Source organism: Pandoraea sp. PE-S2R-1, assembly GCF_002179865.1.
Classification (GTDB): Bacteria; Pseudomonadota; Gammaproteobacteria; order Burkholderiales; family Burkholderiaceae; genus Pandoraea.
This window is the reverse complement of the sequence record NZ_NGUR01000009.1, coordinates 739393-757632: the sequence shown is the minus strand read 5'-3', so window position 1 is coordinate 757632 and position 18240 is coordinate 739393. Positions and strand designations below refer to the sequence as shown.

The window sequence follows — 18240 nt, the reverse complement described above, 5'->3', positions numbered from 1 at the left end:
GCGTTAAGTCCATTTCCGACATCCGTTTCCGAAAGATTACAACGATCGTTGCCTGTCAATGGACGTAAATTCGGTTGGTGTGTCGTCGGCAACCTTAAGGGGCACCTCGCCTACTCCGAGTGCGCGCTCAATGAGCAAGTGATCCCCCCTTGTTGCCAGCATTGTTTGAAGTTTGCCGAAATCTCCACACCAGAGTGTTTCGACGTCTTTGTCGCGAGAGACATCGCGGTTGGCGGTCAGTGATATTGCTCGCACTTGGAGCCGACTTGTCTGTGCGTGTCCGCCGACCTCGACACCGTAGCCGGGAACAGCCGGATTCTTGACGACGACGCGGCCATCGCGGGCCCATGCCGTTTCCATTCCGTCGTTGACTTCATAGCCGAGATGAGCCAGGCCGTGCAGGATTGCATCTCGCCGCGCCTGTGCAGCTTTTCGCTGTTGGCTCAGTGTGATTAAGCCCTGGCATGCATCCCTAAGTTGAGCAATCTCATGGAGCGTCGTCGCTGATCCACATTGCTGGACTCGATCGAAAAGAGATTGCGCCTCGGTGGATGCGTCGATGCTAATCTCCGCGGCGAGCTCTCGCAATTCGTCAATAGCCTCGCGATGTTTGCGTGATGTTTCTACGGCATGAGCGAGATCAAGTATCAAGCTGTCGAGCAGGAGGTTCCGGCGTTGTTCGTTTGCCCCGGCCTCGATGGAGCGAAGTCTCGCAGAAAACGCGCTAACGTCGGAATCGTCGAGGAACACCTGCGCTTCCGCAATTTGACGGTCGACCCGCTCGAGAAGGTAGTTGTTCGCGTGGGGTACATGGGAGGCCTTCCATTCGTCAAAGTCCTGAGGCCTATCATCCCCCAGCAACTGGTTGGCGAGATATTTTTGAGCCTCGCTGATAGTCCGTGACGTTTCCGGAACTAGGAAGCTGAATCCACGAGCGAGCAGGGCATCCGCAGACTTGACCTCCACACCTGAAGCGAGCAGATCAAGTTCTGATACGAGGTCTTGCGGTGGCTTAATGCCTTTCGATTTGTATGCACCCAATAGGGTTGAGGCACCATCGCGTCCCTGCCGCCTAAGCTTCAACGCACGTTCCGCTTTGTCGATCGCAACACTTTGACGTCGTATTCCGTCTGCCTTGAGAAAAGCGATTTCGTCGGGAACCGTCTTCTGCAGTTCCATGAATGCGTCCGTCGCAATCAAGGCAGCAAGGGATTTTCGACGCTCGTGCGTCGCAGCAATCTCCTTGACGGAAAGCTCGCCTATGCGCTGCCCCGACGCGATCCACGAGGCGATCGCCTGATCAAGCCGTTGGAGATGCGCTTCGCAGATAGCAAGCACCTCTTCTCGAGTAACGATGCGAACCACCTTCGGACCACTCATGCCGCCACCTCCGTACGCAGTGCGGCGTCAATTGCCGCTTTTAGGCGAGCTTTTTCCGCATCAGGGTTGTGATACCAACCTTGTGATGAAACTCGATGTAGGGTCGGAATAGTGCGTCGCAAGACGGAGGGGCGCCAGATTTCACGTGCTCGAGCCCGGTGTAGCAATGGATGGCGTGGGGCGTCACATTCGATTCCGATGGCGTACAAGCCGGTTCGTGGGTCCGCGATTGCCAAGTCCAGTCCAAACGCATCGCCCTCTTGAGCATTAACCGGCGAATGACCCTGCTCGCGAAGAAACTCGAGAACGTTCAATGCAAAGCCGTCTTTCTCGCCCGTTTCGTGCAGCTTCGCATGCGCGCGTTCGCTGCTCATCCGTCCGAGAAGTGCTCGGCCGCCAGGGAATTCCCCATTCGACATAGCACGCGCGTACTCCAGATAGCCCTGGAGGTAGTCGCGCGGAATAGCGGGTTTTCGCTTGGTGTTCAGCATGTCTGAAATCTCGCGGATGGGCATTGATGTGACAAGTACGACCTTCTGTCGAGCGCGTGTCACCGCAACGTTCAGGCGTCGTTCGCCGCCTTTTTGTCCAAGTACGCCGAAGAAGCGTTTGAAGGCACCCTGGCCATTGCGACCGAATGTAGTCGAAAAGACGATAAAGTCCCGCTCATCACCTTGAACATTCTCCACGTTTTTGACGAATACGCCCATGTCTTCCCCGTCGTCGGAACGATCGCTTTCTTCACGATATGCGTTTCGAAAATCCTCGTCCTCTTCAGCACGTATCTCCAGGCGTTCCTCGATGAGATTGGCCTGCTTGAGGTTAAACGTGACGACACCGACTGACGGGCGCTCGTCATATGGTTTCTTCCAGAGTTCCGCCAGGTATTCGACTACGCGGTCCGCTTCATCGGAATTTGTCTGGTGCTCATAGATACCGTTCACCGAAATCAACTCAAGTGGCTTGACCCCGCGAATCGTTGTTTCAGGATGTCGTACGGGGACGCTGAGTTCGTTGTCGTAGAACGCAGCGTTCGAGTAGCCAATCAATTCACGGTATGCGGAGCGATAGTGTATTTGTAGCGTCGTAACGGGTAGGGAGGTCCGTGCCAATTGGAGGAGGTCGGGGCAGTCCTTGATTTCGCGTCGATTCCAAGTGTCTTCGAAGAGTTCGCGCTCTTCCTCTGTGGCGTCCTGGTCTGGCTGTTCGCCGTCGTAAATTTCGGACTCATCGCTATCCACTCGCCCGGAAAAGAAGTTGGCTGGTGGCATCTGCTTTTCGTCCCCGCTCACAACGGAGACGACGCCGCGGAAGAGTGTCGGAATTGCATACTCGACTGGCATCTGCGACGCTTCATCGTAGACAACAGTGTCGAATAAGTTCGATTTAAGCGGCAGCACCCGGCTTGCTACGTCTGGGTTCATCATCCAGACCGGACGCAGTGCCATCAGTCCGAGGCCGGTGCCGAGCTCGATAAACTCACGAAGCCGCCGGGAACGACGGCCCTTCAGGCGTGTAACGTCCTCCCATTCTCGGGCAGAGCCAAGCTTGCTCCGGTCGACCCCATTGCGCAGCACTTCGCGATTGAGCTGGCGCATCTCTTCATCAGCGCTCGCGAGCGCCTCCACCTTTGTGGCGGTTTCGACGTGATCGAGCAGGAGCTCCGGATTGTCCTGTTCAAATCGGCGTTTCCAACCCAGTCGAGCCTCACGGTTAATAATGCGACGCACCTCCCAATCGAGGGCTTCAGGGGGGATTTTCGCGATGGCTGTCTCGTGGGGGCGCATGACAGCGAACACTTCGAGAGCTTGAGTATTGACGTGCTTCGCCCGCGCTCGAAACTGCTGATAGGGGGCGAGTGTCGGTAGCGCATCACTGATACGGTTAAGCGGCGCTTGATAGGAAATGTTGTCGGCGATGGCGCCACGACATGCGTCGGCAAGCTCGGGAGAGATCCACTCTTCAATCCCACTCAACGCCCGCAGACTATGCTGACGAGCGTTGTAGCGAATGAACGCGGTCTCAAACCCGTCTAACAGTTGTTTCACTGGCGCCTGATTTCCTGTCATTACCGCAGAATCGAATTCGTCGCCGCGGGGCGCGACTGAGAGATGCTGTGATAGCTCGCGTATCTCTTCGAGTCGGCGCAAACGGATGAGGCATTCCTCGACGAGGGTTGGGCCACACGTCGGCTCTACAGTGTCCAGCTGCAGCGATTTGCAGGTGGCGTTCAGCGCTTCTCGCTTCGGTCGCCATTGTTGCTCGAGACGCGCTGCTGCCAGAAGCGTGCGCATTGAATCGTCCGTCGCGGGAGCACCGCAGCCTACAAGATACTTTTTCAGGCCACTTCGTCTGACGTACGTTGCCGGATTGATACGGCTGAGGAACGTCGGCGCACTTGTTGCTCGTGCGGCACGTGTTTCGATGTCGCTGAGCTCGGAAGCGGCTAGAAGGGCTAGCGCAGGCGACAGCGTTTTGTCACAGGCGCCGCCGTCGATGGAAAGCAGGTCCTGATGAAGCTGCCTTAGCGACGCGTAATGCTGATGTCCCGGAGCATCTGCCTTATCGGCAGGTCGGAACAGTGGCAACCATTGGGCAAGGCGCTTGCGCTGCGTCTCGTCGAGGCTCACCAAACGGCCAGCATTGGTGTCTAGCCAGGCTCGATATGGCGCTGGGTCTTCGACATCGAACCGAGCCGGGTGCGCAGCGAGGGTGTCGACACGCAACTGCTCCGCTTCAAGGAATCGGGTGAAGAGCTCGGTAAACTCTTCGATTGTTGCGGGGTCGGTGGCGAAAGACTTCAGTTGAGCCAGCGCACTGCTTTCAAATTTAGCTGGAAGCCAATAGCGCGACAGCGGGGCGCACTGCTCCTCAAGTGTCGTCAGAGCAGAAATGTCCAGCCCGGTTAATTTTGCTCTGAGCTGCGGAATGCTGATCGGCACAGAGTCTGCCTCTAGCTGGATCAATTCTCCAAGCAGGGCCCGATAGCTTAACCCGGTTGACTCGTCAACTCGGTGCAGCGCTTGATGCTGGCGGTCGAGTTCTCCTTCAAGTGTTTCAATCCTGGCAGCCATGCGCTCACGCTGGCGAGTCCAGTTGTTGTCAAACGCTGAGCCCCGAATGGTGGCGTCAAGCTGTTCCCGAACGGCTCTAATGGTGGGCTCGCGGTCTTTGTTCACATCATTGACCAACACGATGCGGTCTCCTAGCCCCTCCGCGACAAGGCGCTTGTGCACCACCTCCAGGGCAGCGTGCTTCTGACAGACGATGAGCAGGCTTTTGCCGCGCCCGATGGCATCTGAAACCATGTTGACGATAGTCTGACTCTTGCCAGTTCCAGGCGGTCCTTCCACGAGGAGACCTGGACCTTGACGGGCTTTCACAATCGCCGATTCCTGCGAAGGATCACTGGATACGGTCAAGAACCGTTCGATCTCGGCAGCAGGTTCCTCGGAGGCCTCGTGTGCGAATTTGTCCTCCAGTCGTAGCATCGAAGCAAGTGCGGTTCCTGACGGAGACAGTGCCTTCAATTGGCGTAGATCCTCACCGATGGCCTGGCCAGCGAAGTCCACGTGAAAGAAGACCCCGGAGCATGCGAGGCGAAACTCGCCGGCGGGTACGTCAACCGTGGGTGAGGGCAGGACACCCAACTGGCGGCGTTCCAAGCTTGCCAGTAACCCGAATGCGTCCATGACGTCTGCAATCTTGAGCGAAGAGCGTCCGAGCACGTCGTCCGCAGCGGCTCGCCACGCCTTGACCGCCTCCCGCCCGAGTAGGCCTTCCATTGCAGGATTCAGGCGGACCTCCTCACGCTCCCCGTCAAAAGCCAATGCAACCTGACCACGAGCGCCAAGCTCCATAAGTAGCTTGACCGGCCAAAGTAGGACCGGCGCAATGCGCGGGCGCGAGCCACTGCGGCCATCCTTGTAGAGCAGGAAAGGGAAGCCAAGATAGAGTCCGTCAATCCCAGTATCTCGCTTGTATAACGACGTTTGACGATGCAGGGTATGTAGCCGGTTTTCCAGTGTCGTATTCGCGCCGAAAACGGACGGATCCATCGGGACCGACTGCGCGTTTCGCTGAAGCAAGTGTTCGAGCAATGCGGAGCTTGAGTAGCGCTCACCATTCAGCTCGTGAATGTCAATCCGTCCGGTTGTCTTGCCGATGGTCATTCGCACCAACGGCCCGCGCAACACAGTCGTGGCGACCTTCTTTTCGAAAAATTCCAGGATTTGCGAGACGTACTGCTGCTTTTGTGGCTCCAGCCACTGTTCGGCTGGCACGGAAAGCAAAACAAGCACCTCATGCAACTGCAGGCGGCGCTCAAGCCGAAAATGCTCTGCCCAGTCGTCGACTGAATCATTGCCGGTTCGTGCGAAGCCGGCGATCCGGTCGTCAACCTTGCGAAAGAGCTCGGCGCGAGGATGTAAGAGCTCGGCGCGAGCCGCTTCCCGGTCAAATGCGAGTATCCGTTCGCGTTCCGCAATATCGGCGGCTTGGTTCAGAATTTCGTCGACGCTGCGATATTGAGAGATCTTCGCGCTCAGAAGGACAATAAGGTCTTCTTCACAGATAACGCGACGTTCCGAGAGCGATAGCAAGCCCGGATGAGTTGAATCGGGCAAAAGGATGCGCCTCTCTTCCCACTGGGCGGCCAACTGAGCTCTTGATGTGGAGAGCACTGCAATGCGCAACATGTCCTCATCAAGCTCGATCGCGTGATTGTGGGCGCGCGTTCTGACCTCATCTGCGCGGCGTTGGAGACGCGAGAGCCACGATTCTGTCTGCAACCGCTCGAGGAACGAGGGAACAGGCCCGGTTACGAGGTCATAGCCCTCGAGCGGATTTCTAAGCAGCCAACCCGGTGTGACGATTTCGCCGCGCAGGATTAGCGGCATCTCGGGATTCAATAGCTTTAGTGCGATCATCAGACGACAGTCGTCGTCCATGTTTTCAAGCTGCACTGCTTGGCGCAGGCCTGCGAGAGACTTCGCGGAAACGCCGGCTTGCTCAGCCCAGGTAACGACTACACCGCGACTTAGGTGGTCGCGGGCTTCGTCCCAGTTCTCACGTTCGGCCGCAGCGAGCGCGAACACACTGGGCTTGCGATATTGTCGAGAGGCGAGTGCGATACTTGCACCTTCTGCTGCGTCAGTCTCGGTGGTCTGCGCGACTGGCGCATCGACAGGCTTACCGTCAAGCCACGCTTTGACTTGAGTCCATTGCCAGCGCTGATGTCGATCGCGTGCCAGCAGGCCTCGTAGAAGCAGGTGGAGTGTTGGGTCCAGATCGTTCGGTAGCGTTACGCCGTTTGCCAGGACATGAATCAGAAACGCCCGCGGATTGACTCCCTCAAAGCACTTCCCTTCGGTTAGCTGCTCAAGCAGGATCATCCCGAGACTCCACCAATCGGACGCGGCCGCAACACCCCCGGCTATTGCTTCAGGTGCCATGTAACGCGTCGTTTCAAGCGGTGACACGATATCGAGGTCAAATTCCGACAAGCGAGCCGACCCGAAGCCACTGATAACCAGATCTAGTGGTTCCCGGCTGCGCACGAGTAGCGTGCCCGGTCGTAAGTCGCGATGTCGCAAACCTGCTTCAGAGAACGCGTTGAGTGCTTGCCCCAACTCGTCCACGACGTGACGAATGGCCGTGAGGTCCCACATGGCAATGCCCACGTCGGCTAACGTTCCACCGCTAAGCTCTTCTGCTACTTCATATGCACGTGTGTTCCACCGTCCGGTCGCGATGATCTCTGGAACATGTTCGCGCGGAAGGCGACGGATAACGTCGTAGACGGATGTGTCTGGTTCGGCACCATCTCGATATAGCGTCAATATGGCCTGTTGGTTGGAATCGCAGTGCTGAGAGACATAACGTTCCCGAACGCCGTCGGTACTTGAGATTTGTCGCAGCAGGAGCCATCCGTCGATTTGAGTCTCTGCCGTTTCGGGCAACGCGGTTGTGCCGCTGTTGGCAATACTCTCGCCCGGACGAAGGTCGTGACTTGGTGTTTCCGTATCAGCTTGATCTCCCCCGCACTCAAGACACATCAGATCACCTTGATTCATCGGGTGCCCGTTCGTGCATTGGCGTTGGGGAGACCGCTCTGAACTGCGCTCGATATCGTTGTTGCTCTGACTCTCAGTGGTGACAATCTCCTGAGGTCGCCATCCAGGCGCCCGAATTGGCAGGCTAGACAAGTCCCAGTCGCACTCGGCACCGGCCACAGTGCCAACACAGAACCATTCTTCTACAGACCGCTCGGTCTTGCAGTTCGGGCAAAAGCGCATCATTGCTGACATTTCCTGTCTTATCGGTTTTGCGCTTTGTCAGCGCTGATTTGGACTCGATGGCCCTGATCGGTCAATAGGTCTCTTAAACGCTCAAAGTCGTTCCGGCTCGGTATCCCCGCGAACCAGACGCTACCGTCGTCATCGAACATCACGTCCAGCGATTTGTCGCTCTCGTTCAGATCGCGCTCATAGCACGAATAAAGTGCCCGTCCGCGATCAGTAAGCAAGTGCAGTCGCTGATTGTCACTGCCACGAAGCGGACGGGTTTGCGACGTATTGATTTCAAACGGGTCGGTAATGAGTGCATCGATTGCGCCGTCAACCTTTTCGAGGGTGCCGGAAAGTGCCTCAAAGGGGTAGCCGCTATATGCAAGAACATCTCCGGCGGACATCTCCCGGAGCCCATGGACAAGCGCGATGAGAGCATCAGGCTGGTCAAATGGCTCACCGCCCGAAATAGTGAAGCCCTCGGCGTGTGGCAGCCATGTGCGTATTTGCCCCAGCACCTGCTCCAGTGTCGATTCCCCACCCTGCGTGGCCCACGTGTCGGCCGAGATGCATCCCGGGCATCGAATGCTGCAGCCTTGAAACCATATGCCGATCCGCTTTTGGGGACCTAATGACGTGACGGGGAAATGTAAGCGAGACAGGCGGATGTTCATTTCATTAGAGCTTGCGCAGGCGTAGCTCGCCCGTATCAATATCCGTAACGAGGAAGCGGTCGCCGGTTGTTGCGTTTTGGTCGAACATACCGCGCGCAAGCGGGTTGATCAGGTGCGCCTCGATCTGGTTGCGTATTCCCCGGCCGCCATTTGAAAGGTCACTGAGGCAACGGTGCTTAAGTGCAATCGTCGACGGTTCGTCGAGCGCGACGGACATTCCTTGCGAAGCGATGTCTTCGAGGACGGCGCTGACCATCTGATCAAAAATCTCCTGCGCGACGTTTTCCCTGATGAAGTCGAAAACGATGATGTTTTCGCCGATTCGGTTGAGAATCTCAGGACGGTTAAGCACCAGCTTGAAGTGCTTTTGTATTTCGGCAAGCACCTTGCCGCCGATCTCCTCGAAACGATCTGAGGGTAGAACGTTGGGCACGCGTTGTCCGAGTTCGTCCTCGCGGAAGATTCCCAGGTTGGAGGTAAAAACAATCAATGCCTCTGAGAAGTAGACTCTGTCGCCTCGACCGGAGGTCAGCACACCGTCGTCGAGAATCTGGAGGAATTTATCGAGAATCCGTGGGTGTGCCTTCTCAATCTCATCGAACAGCACAACGCTGAATGGTCGCTCTCGAATCGCATTCGTCAACTCTCCGCCAACGTCATAACCAACGTACCCAGGCGGTGCGCCGATAAGCCGCTGATCCGAGTGCTCAGAGCTGAATTCGGACATGTCGAAGCGGATATAAGCGCTCTCGTCGCCGAAAAGAAGGCTGGTGAGGGTTTTGGCGAGCTCAGTTTTCCCCACGCCAGTCGGTCCGGCGAGAAACGCAACGCCGCGCGGTCGGTTGCCCTTGCGTTGCGCCCCCACGCCAGTCATTGCACGCTTGATCAGGTCAAGCATATGCGTCACCGCGTGAGTTTGCCCTTTTACCCGCTTTCGGATCGTGGGCTCGGCGTTGTGGATCTTTTCGCGGTCGATACGAAGCCATGGATCTTCCGTAACGCCAACTTTATAGCGCCGAACCGCATCGGAGATCTTTCCGATCGGGACGTTTTCGACGCGTGCGAGGGTGGCGATCGCATTCATATCCGATAACAACAGCCCCTCAGTCCCGTCAACAAATGCTGACTCAGCATCCTCAAGCGTTGTGGCGGATGCCTGTTGGGAGCCCGGAACGCCACGCAAAAGCGCGGGCGAAAGCGCACGTCGTGACGCGCTGTCGGGTCTGGATACCGGGACGTGCCTGATTCTTGGATTGCCGATAAGCAACCAGTCGGGCAGGTCGCCCTCCTTCTCAACAACCCAGATCACCGTGTTGAAGAAGGGGCGGCGTTGTTCGCCTGCCGGGCGAGGACTGGCCGTGTGTGCGAGGACCAGCGCACGTGTAAAGAGATTGTGCTCCGCGGCACTAAGGGACTCCGTCCGGACGGTAAGTCGAGATGCAAAGTCCACAACAAGCGCTACCGGAGGGCCGTCTAGCGCGGTCAAGCGCTCAAGACACGCCGTGAGGGCATCGATTCCGCCAGGCGCCGCATTCCCAACCGGGGTCAGGCCAAGACGTTGTAATGTCTCGTCGCCTTGCTCAACGGGGACCATGCGGCCTTCCGAAACGGAAAATCCGGACAACGGATTCCAGACGACCAATCGGGCGTAGCCGGCTTCTCCAAGAGTATCGGTCAGCGTGTTTACGAGCGACTGCGCAGTGATCATCCCCGGCGCGACTTCGCAAGTTTGTAGATCGCGGACATTCCCGGAGAGCACAAACTGGCTTTTCAACGGCAGGAATCGCAGCAAGTCCCTCAACCAGCGAGGCTTTTCGTAGTCAGGCATGGTTTTGTTAATCGCTTGGAAATAACATAAACCGTTATGATAGCTGCTAAACATCGGCATGCTAACAGCATAGAGCCAATGATTTTACGTATTTAACTTAAAACTTTGAATCTAGATGTGCGGCAAAAAGACCGCGTTAATCGGGGATTATGTATGGATTCGTTGGGAAGCATCTTGGTTGCTATTGGACTGCTGGCGATAGTGATTGGTGTCTTTGGGTTTGTCGACACGCGAAAGGTAGATCGTCGATACAAGACTGGCTACAAGCACAACGAGCCAGATACGAGAAATTTTCCGCGAGCAGGCAGGCGAGTGCTGTGGGGGGTAGGGTTTTGCATTGTTGGCGCGGCGGTGAATAACCTGACGGGGTCCCATGGCGCACCTGTACAACCAAATACGGTGCAGGTTGCTGGAGCGCCCGAACGAAAAGATGAGGGTGAAACGATCTCGCAGTCAATGGAAGCTGTAAGGCAGGTTTCCGATTCTGAGCAAGAGCGGCCTTTTAAAGGCACACCGTCGGTGAACGAGCGTGTTGTGACGTCCTCCGCCCCACCGCAGACAGAAACGCTGCGGGCCCACATGGATAGCGGGCGGCAGACATTTACTACGAGTTTTGATTGCGTGCGCGCTTCGTCCAGCGTTGAGTTATTGATTTGTGCAGATCCGGGGCTGGCTGCGATGGACGTTGAGTTGGGGCAAATGTATCGCGCAGCACTCACGTCCATTCAGGATCCAAGTGCTCTCAAGCGATCGCAGTTGGATTGGTTGTCATCTCGAGACGCGTGCGGCAATGACTTGAACTGCTTGCGGCGCAAGTATGGCGAGAGAATTGGCCAATTCAATGGTTCCATTGGGGCCGCCCCACTTACGGTTGTGGGGCCAGAAACAGAAAAGCCATGATTGATGGATGCCTTCACCGAGTTATGAAACTGGACGTCGAGGGGAGGCCGGTGAATGCCGTACCGAATTCCGCCCAGATCGCTCGCGTGCTCAAAGCGCTGCGCAGTTACGGCAAGTCGGTCCTATGCGTCATTGACAGACGGAACTGGCAATTATCTACAGGTCGCAGGCGGTGGCGTCAGTTGTATGATCGCGCGTTTTGAAATCGAAAACGAGCGATTGCGGGCCTTCCATGACAAGCCTTTGCCGGTGCGCCTAGATGGACGCTCTTGGTCGTCGGTGGTGGCAGCTTTGGGATGAGCTCATATGAATGGTTCATGGCCGACCAAGTCGTTGCGGTGTTCCTTGCGTTCATCAATGGAACACCGTACCCGCCATTTGTGCATTTGCGCTTTGCCCCCGGCTTTTGAACCTGCACTGCAAATCAATGGACGCGCAGTATTGGCGGTGTCTGAAAAGCGAATTGTTCGTTTGCTGCTATCCCCACGTTCACACGCTCACAAGAGGGCGTGCAGAGTTGGCCGCGATGATCCCGCACAAATGTAACCAACCGCGGGTCAGCAAGTCCCCCCGGCATCGCCCTCCTGAACGATGCAGCCAGTCCCCATCACATAGCCTCGACCTGCAATGTTCAATGCACCCCGTGCGTTTTACCCGACGATTTTCTATCACGCCACTCGCACAACCACGCCGCGAGATCGGTAACGTTCATCCCCAGTTTGCTGTTAAGCGTCTGATCTTTCGGCCACGCAACGCCATCTTTGCGGGCGAAGGCGAGCCGGTACTTGCCCATCATGTCGTCGGGGTGTGCGGCGGCATCGGCTTTCAGTTGCGGCACGCTCAGGCGTTCGCGCGTGAAGGGGCGGTCAAGGACGGTCGTCAACGTGTCGGCCAGTTCGCTGTACGTGAACGTGTCGCCTGCCACATGGACAATTTGATTGTCGAAGTCGCGCCATGAGGCCGCGATGAGTGCGGTCAATCGGCCGATGTCTTGCGGCGTGGTGACGGTGAGCGCGTAGTCCCAGTCGCCGAGCGCGCGTACGACGCCTTGTTCGAGATCCACCAGACCAAATTCGGGGAGTACCACGAAGCTCGTGAACATTCCCGTCGAGACGATGGTCCAGTGCACATCGCGCTGACTGCGCAACATGTCGCGAACGTCCAGTTGTTCGTCCCACACATCCTGACCGCTGCCTCGGCCAACGAAGTCGTAATCCACGCCGAATTGCCACGGGATGTAGTGCGCAACACCAGCGGCCAATACGGCGGCCGTGATCTTGCGTTGTGTGCCGAGACCGCCGACGAAACCGGTGCAGCAGATGATCTGATCGAAGCCGGAAAAGATCGTCGCCAAAGCGTCTTCGGTAGCGAGGGCGAGATCGGCTTCGACAACGGTTATCTCAAGTTCGCGCATCATCGCGGCGCTACCGGAACCCGGGCGCAGCAGCACCGAAACGGAGGCCACTTGTCCGGCATCGCGAAGCTTGGCTAGCTCACGTAATACGCATGCACCGAGTTCTCCGGCGCCCAGCACGAGGACGCCGCCGTTTGCCGCGTTTTGAATGGTCATTTGCAACTCCTGTCGAGTTGCGAATAATAGGAGCGTTATGAACCCGCGAGAAGAAGGCACACCCGTGATACTGCCGCCGTCCCCCTCATTCGATGAAGCTGTGCAGCAGTCGCAAGCCGCCTGCGACGCCTTGAGCGACGTGGATGACACGCTCAAACGCGAGATTCTTTCGCACGCCGGAAATCGCTGGTCGCTGGGGGTGGTGCATGCCTTGGGCGTGGCCGGCACGTTGAGACATGCTGAACTGGCGCGCAGGCTCGATGGCGTGACGCAGCGCATGCTGACGCGCACTCTGCGTCAGTTAGAGCGCGATGGCTTGATCGCGCGGCAGGACTACGGCGAAGTGCCGCCACGCGTCGATTATCGTCTGACAGCGTTGGGGCAGGGGCTGCTGGTAGGAATGCTGCCGCTTTGGCGGTGGGTCATTGACAATGCGGCAGACTTTCGTGATGCGCGGCAGCGTTACGACGAGAAAACGTCTTGATTTACAGGGGTTTTCGATACACGACAAACCCCGATTTCTCCGCAACCTGGTCGTAGAGGCGCATTGCGGTCTGATTCGTTTCATGCGTCTGCCAATAGACGCGCTCCGCCTTCGCTTTCTTCGCTTCGCTGTAAACCGCTTCAATCAACGCGCGGCCCACGCCTTTGCCACGCGCTGAATCCAGCGTGAAAAGGTCCTGCAAATAGCATATCGGTCCCGCCATGGTCGTATGGCGGTGATACAGAAAATGGACCAACCCGACGATTTGCCCGTCCGACACTGCCACCAAGGCGTGCATCGGCTCATAGCCGTCAAAGAAGCGTCGCCATGTCAGTTCGGTGATTTCTTGCGGAAGCGCTGTCTTGCCGACACGCCCGTAGAACTCGTTATAACCATGCCAAAGCGGCAGCCAAGCGTCGAAATCCGTTGGCGCCACGTAACGCACTTCCAATGCTTCTTTCATGATTCGCGCACCTAGTTGAATGATGACTCCGAGTGTAAAAGTGGAAGCCCGTGCCGACGAGAGCCAGTGCATCGGGGATTCATAGCGCCACGCGTGCAACGCTGCGAATGGCGATGTTTCGAGGGGATAAATGGCCAGTTGCCTGGAGAGGGCTATTTCGTCGTGCTTGACGGAGGCGTCTTTCGCTAGCAGAGTGACCCAGCACCTACCCAATCCGACATCATGCAGACAAACGAACCTCCTTTCCGATTCCGGCAGGGCACCCGGCCGCTTCTGATCTCGATGCCGCATGTGGGAACGTATGTGCCGCCGGATCTGGCGGCGCGTTTTACCGATGCAGCCCGGCACGTACCGGATACCGACTGGCACCTTGAGCGTTTGTACGATTTCGCCGACGAACTCGGGGCTTCCGTGCTGGTCGGCACGCATTCGCGCTACGTGATCGACCTGAATCGCCCGCCAGATAACGCCAGCCTGTACCCCGGCCAAAGCGTGACGAGCCTTTGCCCGACCGACATCTTCGACAACACGCCGATCTACGCCAAACCCGGCGATGAACCCGACGAGGCGGAAATCGACGCACGGCGCAAAGCCATCTGGGAGCCGTATCACCGGCAACTCGCCGCCGAACTCGCGCGCATCCGCACCGTGCATGGCGTTGCCGGCTTGTGGGACGCCCATTCCATCTGCTCCGTCGTGCCCCGTTTCTTCGACGGCAAACTGACGGATCTCAACCTCGGTACCGGCAAGGGCAGCAGTTGTGCAGAGCGATTGGGCGAGCGCTTGCTGGTCGAAGCCAAGGCGGCCACCGGCTTTACCAGCGTGCTTAACGGGCGTTTTACCGGCGGCTATATCACGCGCCACTACGGACAGCCTGCGCGCAATGTGCATGCGGTACAGCTCGAAATGACGTGGTCCTGCTACATGGAGGAGCACGCGCCGTTCGAATACGCACCAGAGATCGCGAAAGACATTACGCCGCACTTGCGCCGAATGCTCGAAGCCATGCTCGATTTTGTGGAAGGGCGCTAAGCCACGGAGTCACTGCATAGCTGAATGGCTTGGATGAGCGATTCATGAAAGACACGGTATCGGGACGAAAGGTGATATAGACATGAATTATCATGTGCACACAATCCTTGCCGTTCCCGTCCATGCCTCCGTCGAAATCCAACGCGAATACTGTGCCGACCTCGTTCACTAGCGGAAAGCCGTCCGCGCTCTACCAGCAGGTGCGAAATTACATTGAAGGCAAGATCGCTGCCAAGGAGTGGGTGCCGGGCGACCGCGTCCCCTCCGAGCAGGAGCTGGTCGAGCTGTTCGGTATTTCGAGAATGACGGTCAACCGCGCGTTGCGCGAGCTCGCGAAAGAAGGGCGCGTCGAGCGCGTGGCCGGCGTCGGGACGTTCGTCGCGGAACCTCGTCCGCAATCCACGCTGCTGCATATCGCGAATATCGCCGAGGAAATTCGGCGGCGCGGGCATCGCTATCAATGCCACGTGATTTCGGTGGAAAGCGTTCCCGCCACCCCGGAAATTGCCGGTGCCATGGGCCTCCCGACGGGACAACTGATCGCCCATTCGATCTGCGTCCACCTCGAGAACGAAGTGCCGGTGCAACTGGAAGACCGCTACGTCAATCAGTTCATGGCGCCGGATTTCGTCAACCAGACATTCACGAACGAAACCCCCGCCGCGTTCCTCCTGCGTGCGGTGCCTGTCGACGAGATCGAACACATCGTCGACGCGACGTTGCCCACGAAGAAACAAGCCTCGCTGCTGCAAATGGACCCGACGCAACCGTGCCTCGTGTTGTTCCGCAGAACGTGGACCAAGGGCAAGGTCGTCACGATGGTGCGTTGTTACCATCCGGCGAATCGGTACGTGCTGGGCAGCCGGTTTCCTGCGGATAGCGGCACGCGCTAACCCGACGGCGACGCATCGACGGCGCGGCTTTAAGCGTCAGGCGGGAGCAGCGACCTGCGCGCGTCGCGCCAACTGCCGCAGATACATGTTGTTCAGCACCAGCGCAGACGCCGTCACGGCCACGCCGGCGATCTGCGCGCCATTCGGCACCGTGCCTGTCAACGCCGAGACGGCGAAGGCCGTCACCGGCACCACATCCATGAACAGCACCCCGTTCATCGGCCCCAGCGTCCGGTTGCCGGAGATCCAGCAAAGGATCGCGACAAAGCCCGCAATTGGCCCCATGTAAATCAAGTGCGGCACTACTGCGCCGAGCGACGTCAAGGCAGGCGTCGCGATGACGTGCGCCATGATCAAGACCACGTTCACGCCGACAATCGTCGTCAGCCCCAGCCATGTCGTCAGCGCTGTGTATTTGAGCGCCGACCAACGGGTGAAATGGGCCGAGCCGAACGTGTACACGACCCAGCAAAGAGCGCCCAGCAAGATCAGACCGCTGGCCGCGAAGTGCTGCGGCGCAAGCCATGCGGCGTGCAGATCCCCACGTGTGATGACGAGTGCCACACCGGTGAATGACGCCACCACGAACAGCAGTGAAGGCAACGGCGGCATTGATCGCCGCAACAGGGCATTGACGACCAGGCCCATCATCGGCTGCGTCGCCATCATGACGGACGCGTTGAGCGCGCCTTCATCGCCGCTCAATTGCTGGCCGAGGAAGACAAACGAACCGAAGCCGCAGAAGCCGACGGACCCGAGCAGCCACGCCAGTGGCAACGACTCGCCATTGGTACGAAATCCGGCCGCGCCTTCTCGACGCAGCAACAAGAGGGCGAATGCCACACCCGCGATCAGGTAGCGCAGCGACGTGAATGTGAACGGATCGGTGTACCGGAGCGCGTCGGTCATGACGGGGAACATGGCGCCGATCAGCACCGTCGCGACGAGGCATGACGCGATGCCTTTCCAGTATCCGGATGACGAAGAAAGTTGGGGTGCCATATTCGTGAATGATCGTTCTCAAAATAGGGAAATTTTTGCGGCAACCGGCATATGTGGCATTCACACGTGTCGGTTGCCGCAATGCGCTGGCTTCACTTCAAATTCGTTGCAACGTCATCGCAGGGCACGCAACGCCATATCGACGATCGAGGCGAGGGCGGCCTCGTCCATGTCGGTTTTGCCGAGCACGCGGATGCCCTGCACCATGCACAGCAAAAAGCGGCCGACGTCTTCGGCATCCAGTGCGCGATCGAATTGACCGGCTTGCTGGCCCCGCGCAATGGCAAGGCTGAACTGGGTCGCGATGCGTTGTAACGCGGATTCCACGTAGGGCCGTAGCACCCGATCATCAGGCAGCAGTTCGAGCGCGGTATTGGTAATGAAGCACCCGTGCCGGTCGGCAAGGCTCAAGTTCACGCGCGTGTAGTGCAGCAGGGCTTCGCGCAGGGCCGTTTCAGGCGGTAAGTCGGCCGCCAGTCTTTCCTTCAGTCGCGCGACGGCGCCTTCCGCATATTGCTCGAACGCCGCGACCAGCAAGCCGTGCTTGTCGCCAAACGTCCGGTACAGGCTGCCCCGGAATACGCCCGTCGCGTCGCACAGCGCATCCACGGGGGTGGCGTGGTAGCCATGCTCCCAGAACACGCGTGCTGCTGCCTCGACGGCTTGATCGATATCGAACTCTCGTGGTCGCCCCCGCTCGGCGACGCGCGGCTTTTGCGAACGGGTAGTAGCAGTCGTCATGAACGCGATAATAGGACTGTTTATTCTCAAAATCAACCGGCCAATCCAATGGGCATCGAAATATGTCGTCACGACACTGGCGGCATTGCGCCGGTGTCGTGGCTCGCCCACAATAGCCGGAGTTTTCCACGCAGCCGCGATGACACGATGACGCGGTTCCCATGGACGCTCAGGGTATTGGCGTCTTGGCACGACCAACCATCGGGGCTGGGCTTGGATCTCAAAGAACTGGACATTCTCGGCGACGGCGTCGCCGATCACTGGTACTACCGCGCCAAGGCGCACGCGCTGACGACGTTGCTCGGGGCACCGGCGGATGAGGTGCTGGACATCGGCGCGGGCTCCGGTTTCTTCTCTCGCCACTTGCTGGCAGCGGGACTCGCGCAGCGCGCCTGCTGCGTCGATCCTTTCTACGCGAACGACTACGAGGAGACGGCCGCTGGCAAACCGATCCTGTTCCGGCGCAGCATCGGGCAATCGAACGCCGATGTCGTTCTCTTGATGGATGTGCTTGAGCATGTCGACGACGATGTCGGCCTGCTGCGTGAATACGTGGCGCGTGTGCGTTCGGGGACTCGCTTCGTCATCTCGGTACCGGCGTTTCAAAGCTTGTGGAGTCCGCACGATGTTTTTCTCGAGCATCGTCGCCGCTACCGTTTGCGCCAGATCGAACAGGTCGCCACCGAGGCGGGTCTCGTCGTCACGACGGGATGCTACGGTTTCAGCACCTTGTTTCCTGTCGCCGCTGCGACGCGCTTTGTGGCCCGCGTGGCCACGGCTGCCGGGACACCTGCGCGCTCGCAACTCAAGCGGCACTCGCCGTGGATGAACGCCACGTTGTACGCGCTGTGCCGTTGGGAACACCCGTGGATGGCGCACAACCGCGCGTTCGGGTTATCGGCGTTCTGTCTTGCCTTGAAGCCGTAGCGACAGGACGTGTCTTGCGTCATCACAGGCGATCGCATGACATATCGGCGTGTTGCCAC

The 18240-nt window shown here is 58.2% G+C and carries 13 protein-coding genes; 5 read left to right on the top strand and 8 right to left on the bottom strand.

Going from position 1 to position 18240, the window contains the following annotated elements; genetic code table 11:
• Positions 1–36 precede the first annotated feature (36 nt).
• From CDV44_RS10380 to CDV44_RS10365, 4 genes are read right to left on the bottom strand one after another with little or no spacing between them, the layout of a single operon-like run.
• A complete protein-coding gene (locus tag CDV44_RS10380) occupies positions 37–1380 on the bottom strand; it encodes a hypothetical protein (RefSeq protein WP_087687931.1) in 1344 nt (447 codons plus the stop codon).
• Positions 1377–7679 (bottom strand): AAA domain-containing protein, encoded by a 6303-nt coding sequence (locus CDV44_RS10375; protein ID WP_087687930.1) that lies wholly within the window; start codon positions 7677–7679, stop codon positions 1377–1379. The genes CDV44_RS10380 and CDV44_RS10375 overlap by 4 nt, the downstream gene beginning before the upstream one ends.
• Positions 7680–7696: 17 nt before the next feature.
• The gene (locus CDV44_RS10370) at positions 7697–8341 is read right to left on the bottom strand and encodes a 4Fe-4S single cluster domain-containing protein (protein ID WP_087687929.1); all 645 of its coding nucleotides are present in this window, start codon (positions 8339–8341) and stop codon (positions 7697–7699) included.
• Positions 8342–8345: 4 nt separating this feature from the next.
• Positions 8346–10169: an AAA family ATPase gene (locus tag CDV44_RS10365; protein WP_087688013.1), complete on the bottom strand. Its 1824-nt coding sequence runs from the start codon at positions 10167–10169 to the stop codon at positions 8346–8348.
• Positions 10170–10322: 153 nt separating this feature from the next.
• Between CDV44_RS10365 and CDV44_RS28435 the strand changes: the two genes are divergently transcribed.
• On the top strand, positions 10323–11069 hold the full coding sequence (locus tag CDV44_RS28435; RefSeq protein ID WP_249277490.1) for a lysozyme inhibitor LprI family protein: 747 nt from the start codon (positions 10323–10325) through the stop codon (positions 11067–11069).
• Between the two features lie 631 nt (positions 11070–11700).
• Here CDV44_RS28435 and CDV44_RS10350 read toward each other — a convergent pair.
• Positions 11701–12639, bottom strand: a complete 939-nt coding sequence (locus CDV44_RS10350; RefSeq protein WP_087687928.1) for an aromatic alcohol reductase — start codon at positions 12637–12639, stop codon at positions 11701–11703.
• A 139-nt stretch (positions 12640–12778) separates the two neighbouring features.
• Between CDV44_RS10350 and CDV44_RS10345 the strand changes: the two genes are divergently transcribed.
• Positions 12779–13123, top strand: coding sequence for a helix-turn-helix domain-containing protein (locus CDV44_RS10345; protein WP_249277489.1), 345 nt, complete (start codon positions 12779–12781; stop codon positions 13121–13123).
• A 1-nt stretch (position 13124) separates the two neighbouring features.
• Here the strand turns inward: CDV44_RS10345 and CDV44_RS10340 are convergent, their stop codons facing one another.
• Positions 13125–13586 (bottom strand): GNAT family N-acetyltransferase, encoded by a 462-nt coding sequence (locus CDV44_RS10340; protein ID WP_087687926.1) that lies wholly within the window; start codon positions 13584–13586, stop codon positions 13125–13127.
• 222 nt (positions 13587–13808) lie between these two features.
• Between CDV44_RS10340 and hutG the strand changes: the two genes are divergently transcribed.
• Together hutG and hutC are read left to right on the top strand one after the other, a co-directional pair.
• Positions 13809–14618, top strand: a complete 810-nt coding sequence (gene hutG, locus CDV44_RS10335) for an N-formylglutamate deformylase (protein WP_087687925.1) — start codon at positions 13809–13811, stop codon at positions 14616–14618.
• A gap of 122 nt (positions 14619–14740) precedes the next feature.
• Positions 14741–15511, top strand: a complete 771-nt coding sequence (gene hutC, locus CDV44_RS10330; RefSeq protein ID WP_087687924.1) for a histidine utilization repressor — start codon at positions 14741–14743, stop codon at positions 15509–15511.
• A gap of 36 nt (positions 15512–15547) precedes the next feature.
• Here hutC and CDV44_RS10325 read toward each other — a convergent pair whose 3' ends face one another.
• Both CDV44_RS10325 and CDV44_RS10320 read right to left on the bottom strand, forming a co-directional pair.
• Positions 15548–16513 carry a DMT family transporter gene (locus CDV44_RS10325; RefSeq protein ID WP_087687923.1) on the bottom strand — a complete coding sequence of 322 codons (966 nt, stop codon included), beginning with the start codon at positions 16511–16513 and terminating at the stop codon, positions 15548–15550.
• A gap of 114 nt (positions 16514–16627) precedes the next feature.
• Positions 16628–17254 (bottom strand): TetR/AcrR family transcriptional regulator, encoded by a 627-nt coding sequence (locus tag CDV44_RS10320; RefSeq protein WP_087687922.1) that lies wholly within the window; start codon positions 17252–17254, stop codon positions 16628–16630.
• Positions 17255–17467: 213 nt separating this feature from the next.
• Here CDV44_RS10320 and CDV44_RS10315 point away from each other — a divergent pair, with 213 nt between their 5' ends.
• The gene (locus tag CDV44_RS10315; protein ID WP_087687921.1) at positions 17468–18181 is read left to right on the top strand and encodes a class I SAM-dependent methyltransferase; all 714 of its coding nucleotides are present in this window, start codon (positions 17468–17470) and stop codon (positions 18179–18181) included.
• Positions 18182–18240: the final 59 nt, after the last annotated feature.

Excerpts from the sequence above, each read along its gene's own strand:
- CDV44_RS10350 (WP_087687928.1), bottom strand. The coding sequence starts at position 12,639 with ATGACCATTCAAAACGCGGCAAACGGCGGCGTCCTCGTGCTGGGCGCC.
- hutC (WP_087687924.1), top strand. The coding sequence starts at position 14,741 with ATGCCTCCGTCGAAATCCAACGCGAATACTGTGCCGACCTCGTTCACT.
- CDV44_RS28435 (WP_249277490.1), top strand. The coding sequence starts at position 10,323 with ATGGATTCGTTGGGAAGCATCTTGGTTGCTATTGGACTGCTGGCGATA.
- CDV44_RS10320 (WP_087687922.1), bottom strand. The coding sequence starts at position 17,254 with ATGACGACTGCTACTACCCGTTCGCAAAAGCCGCGCGTCGCCGAGCGG.
- CDV44_RS10370 (WP_087687929.1), bottom strand. The coding sequence starts at position 8,341 with ATGAACATCCGCCTGTCTCGCTTACATTTCCCCGTCACGTCATTAGGT.
- CDV44_RS10380 (WP_087687931.1), bottom strand. The coding sequence starts at position 1,380 with ATGAGTGGTCCGAAGGTGGTTCGCATCGTTACTCGAGAAGAGGTGCTT.
- CDV44_RS10365 (WP_087688013.1), bottom strand. The coding sequence starts at position 10,169 with ATGCCTGACTACGAAAAGCCTCGCTGGTTGAGGGACTTGCTGCGATTC.
- hutG (WP_087687925.1), top strand. The coding sequence starts at position 13,809 with ATGCAGACAAACGAACCTCCTTTCCGATTCCGGCAGGGCACCCGGCCG.
- CDV44_RS10375 (WP_087687930.1), bottom strand. The coding sequence starts at position 7,679 with ATGATGCGCTTTTGCCCGAACTGCAAGACCGAGCGGTCTGTAGAAGAA.
- CDV44_RS10340 (WP_087687926.1), bottom strand. The coding sequence starts at position 13,586 with ATGAAAGAAGCATTGGAAGTGCGTTACGTGGCGCCAACGGATTTCGAC.
- CDV44_RS10325 (WP_087687923.1), bottom strand. The coding sequence starts at position 16,513 with ATGGCACCCCAACTTTCTTCGTCATCCGGATACTGGAAAGGCATCGCG.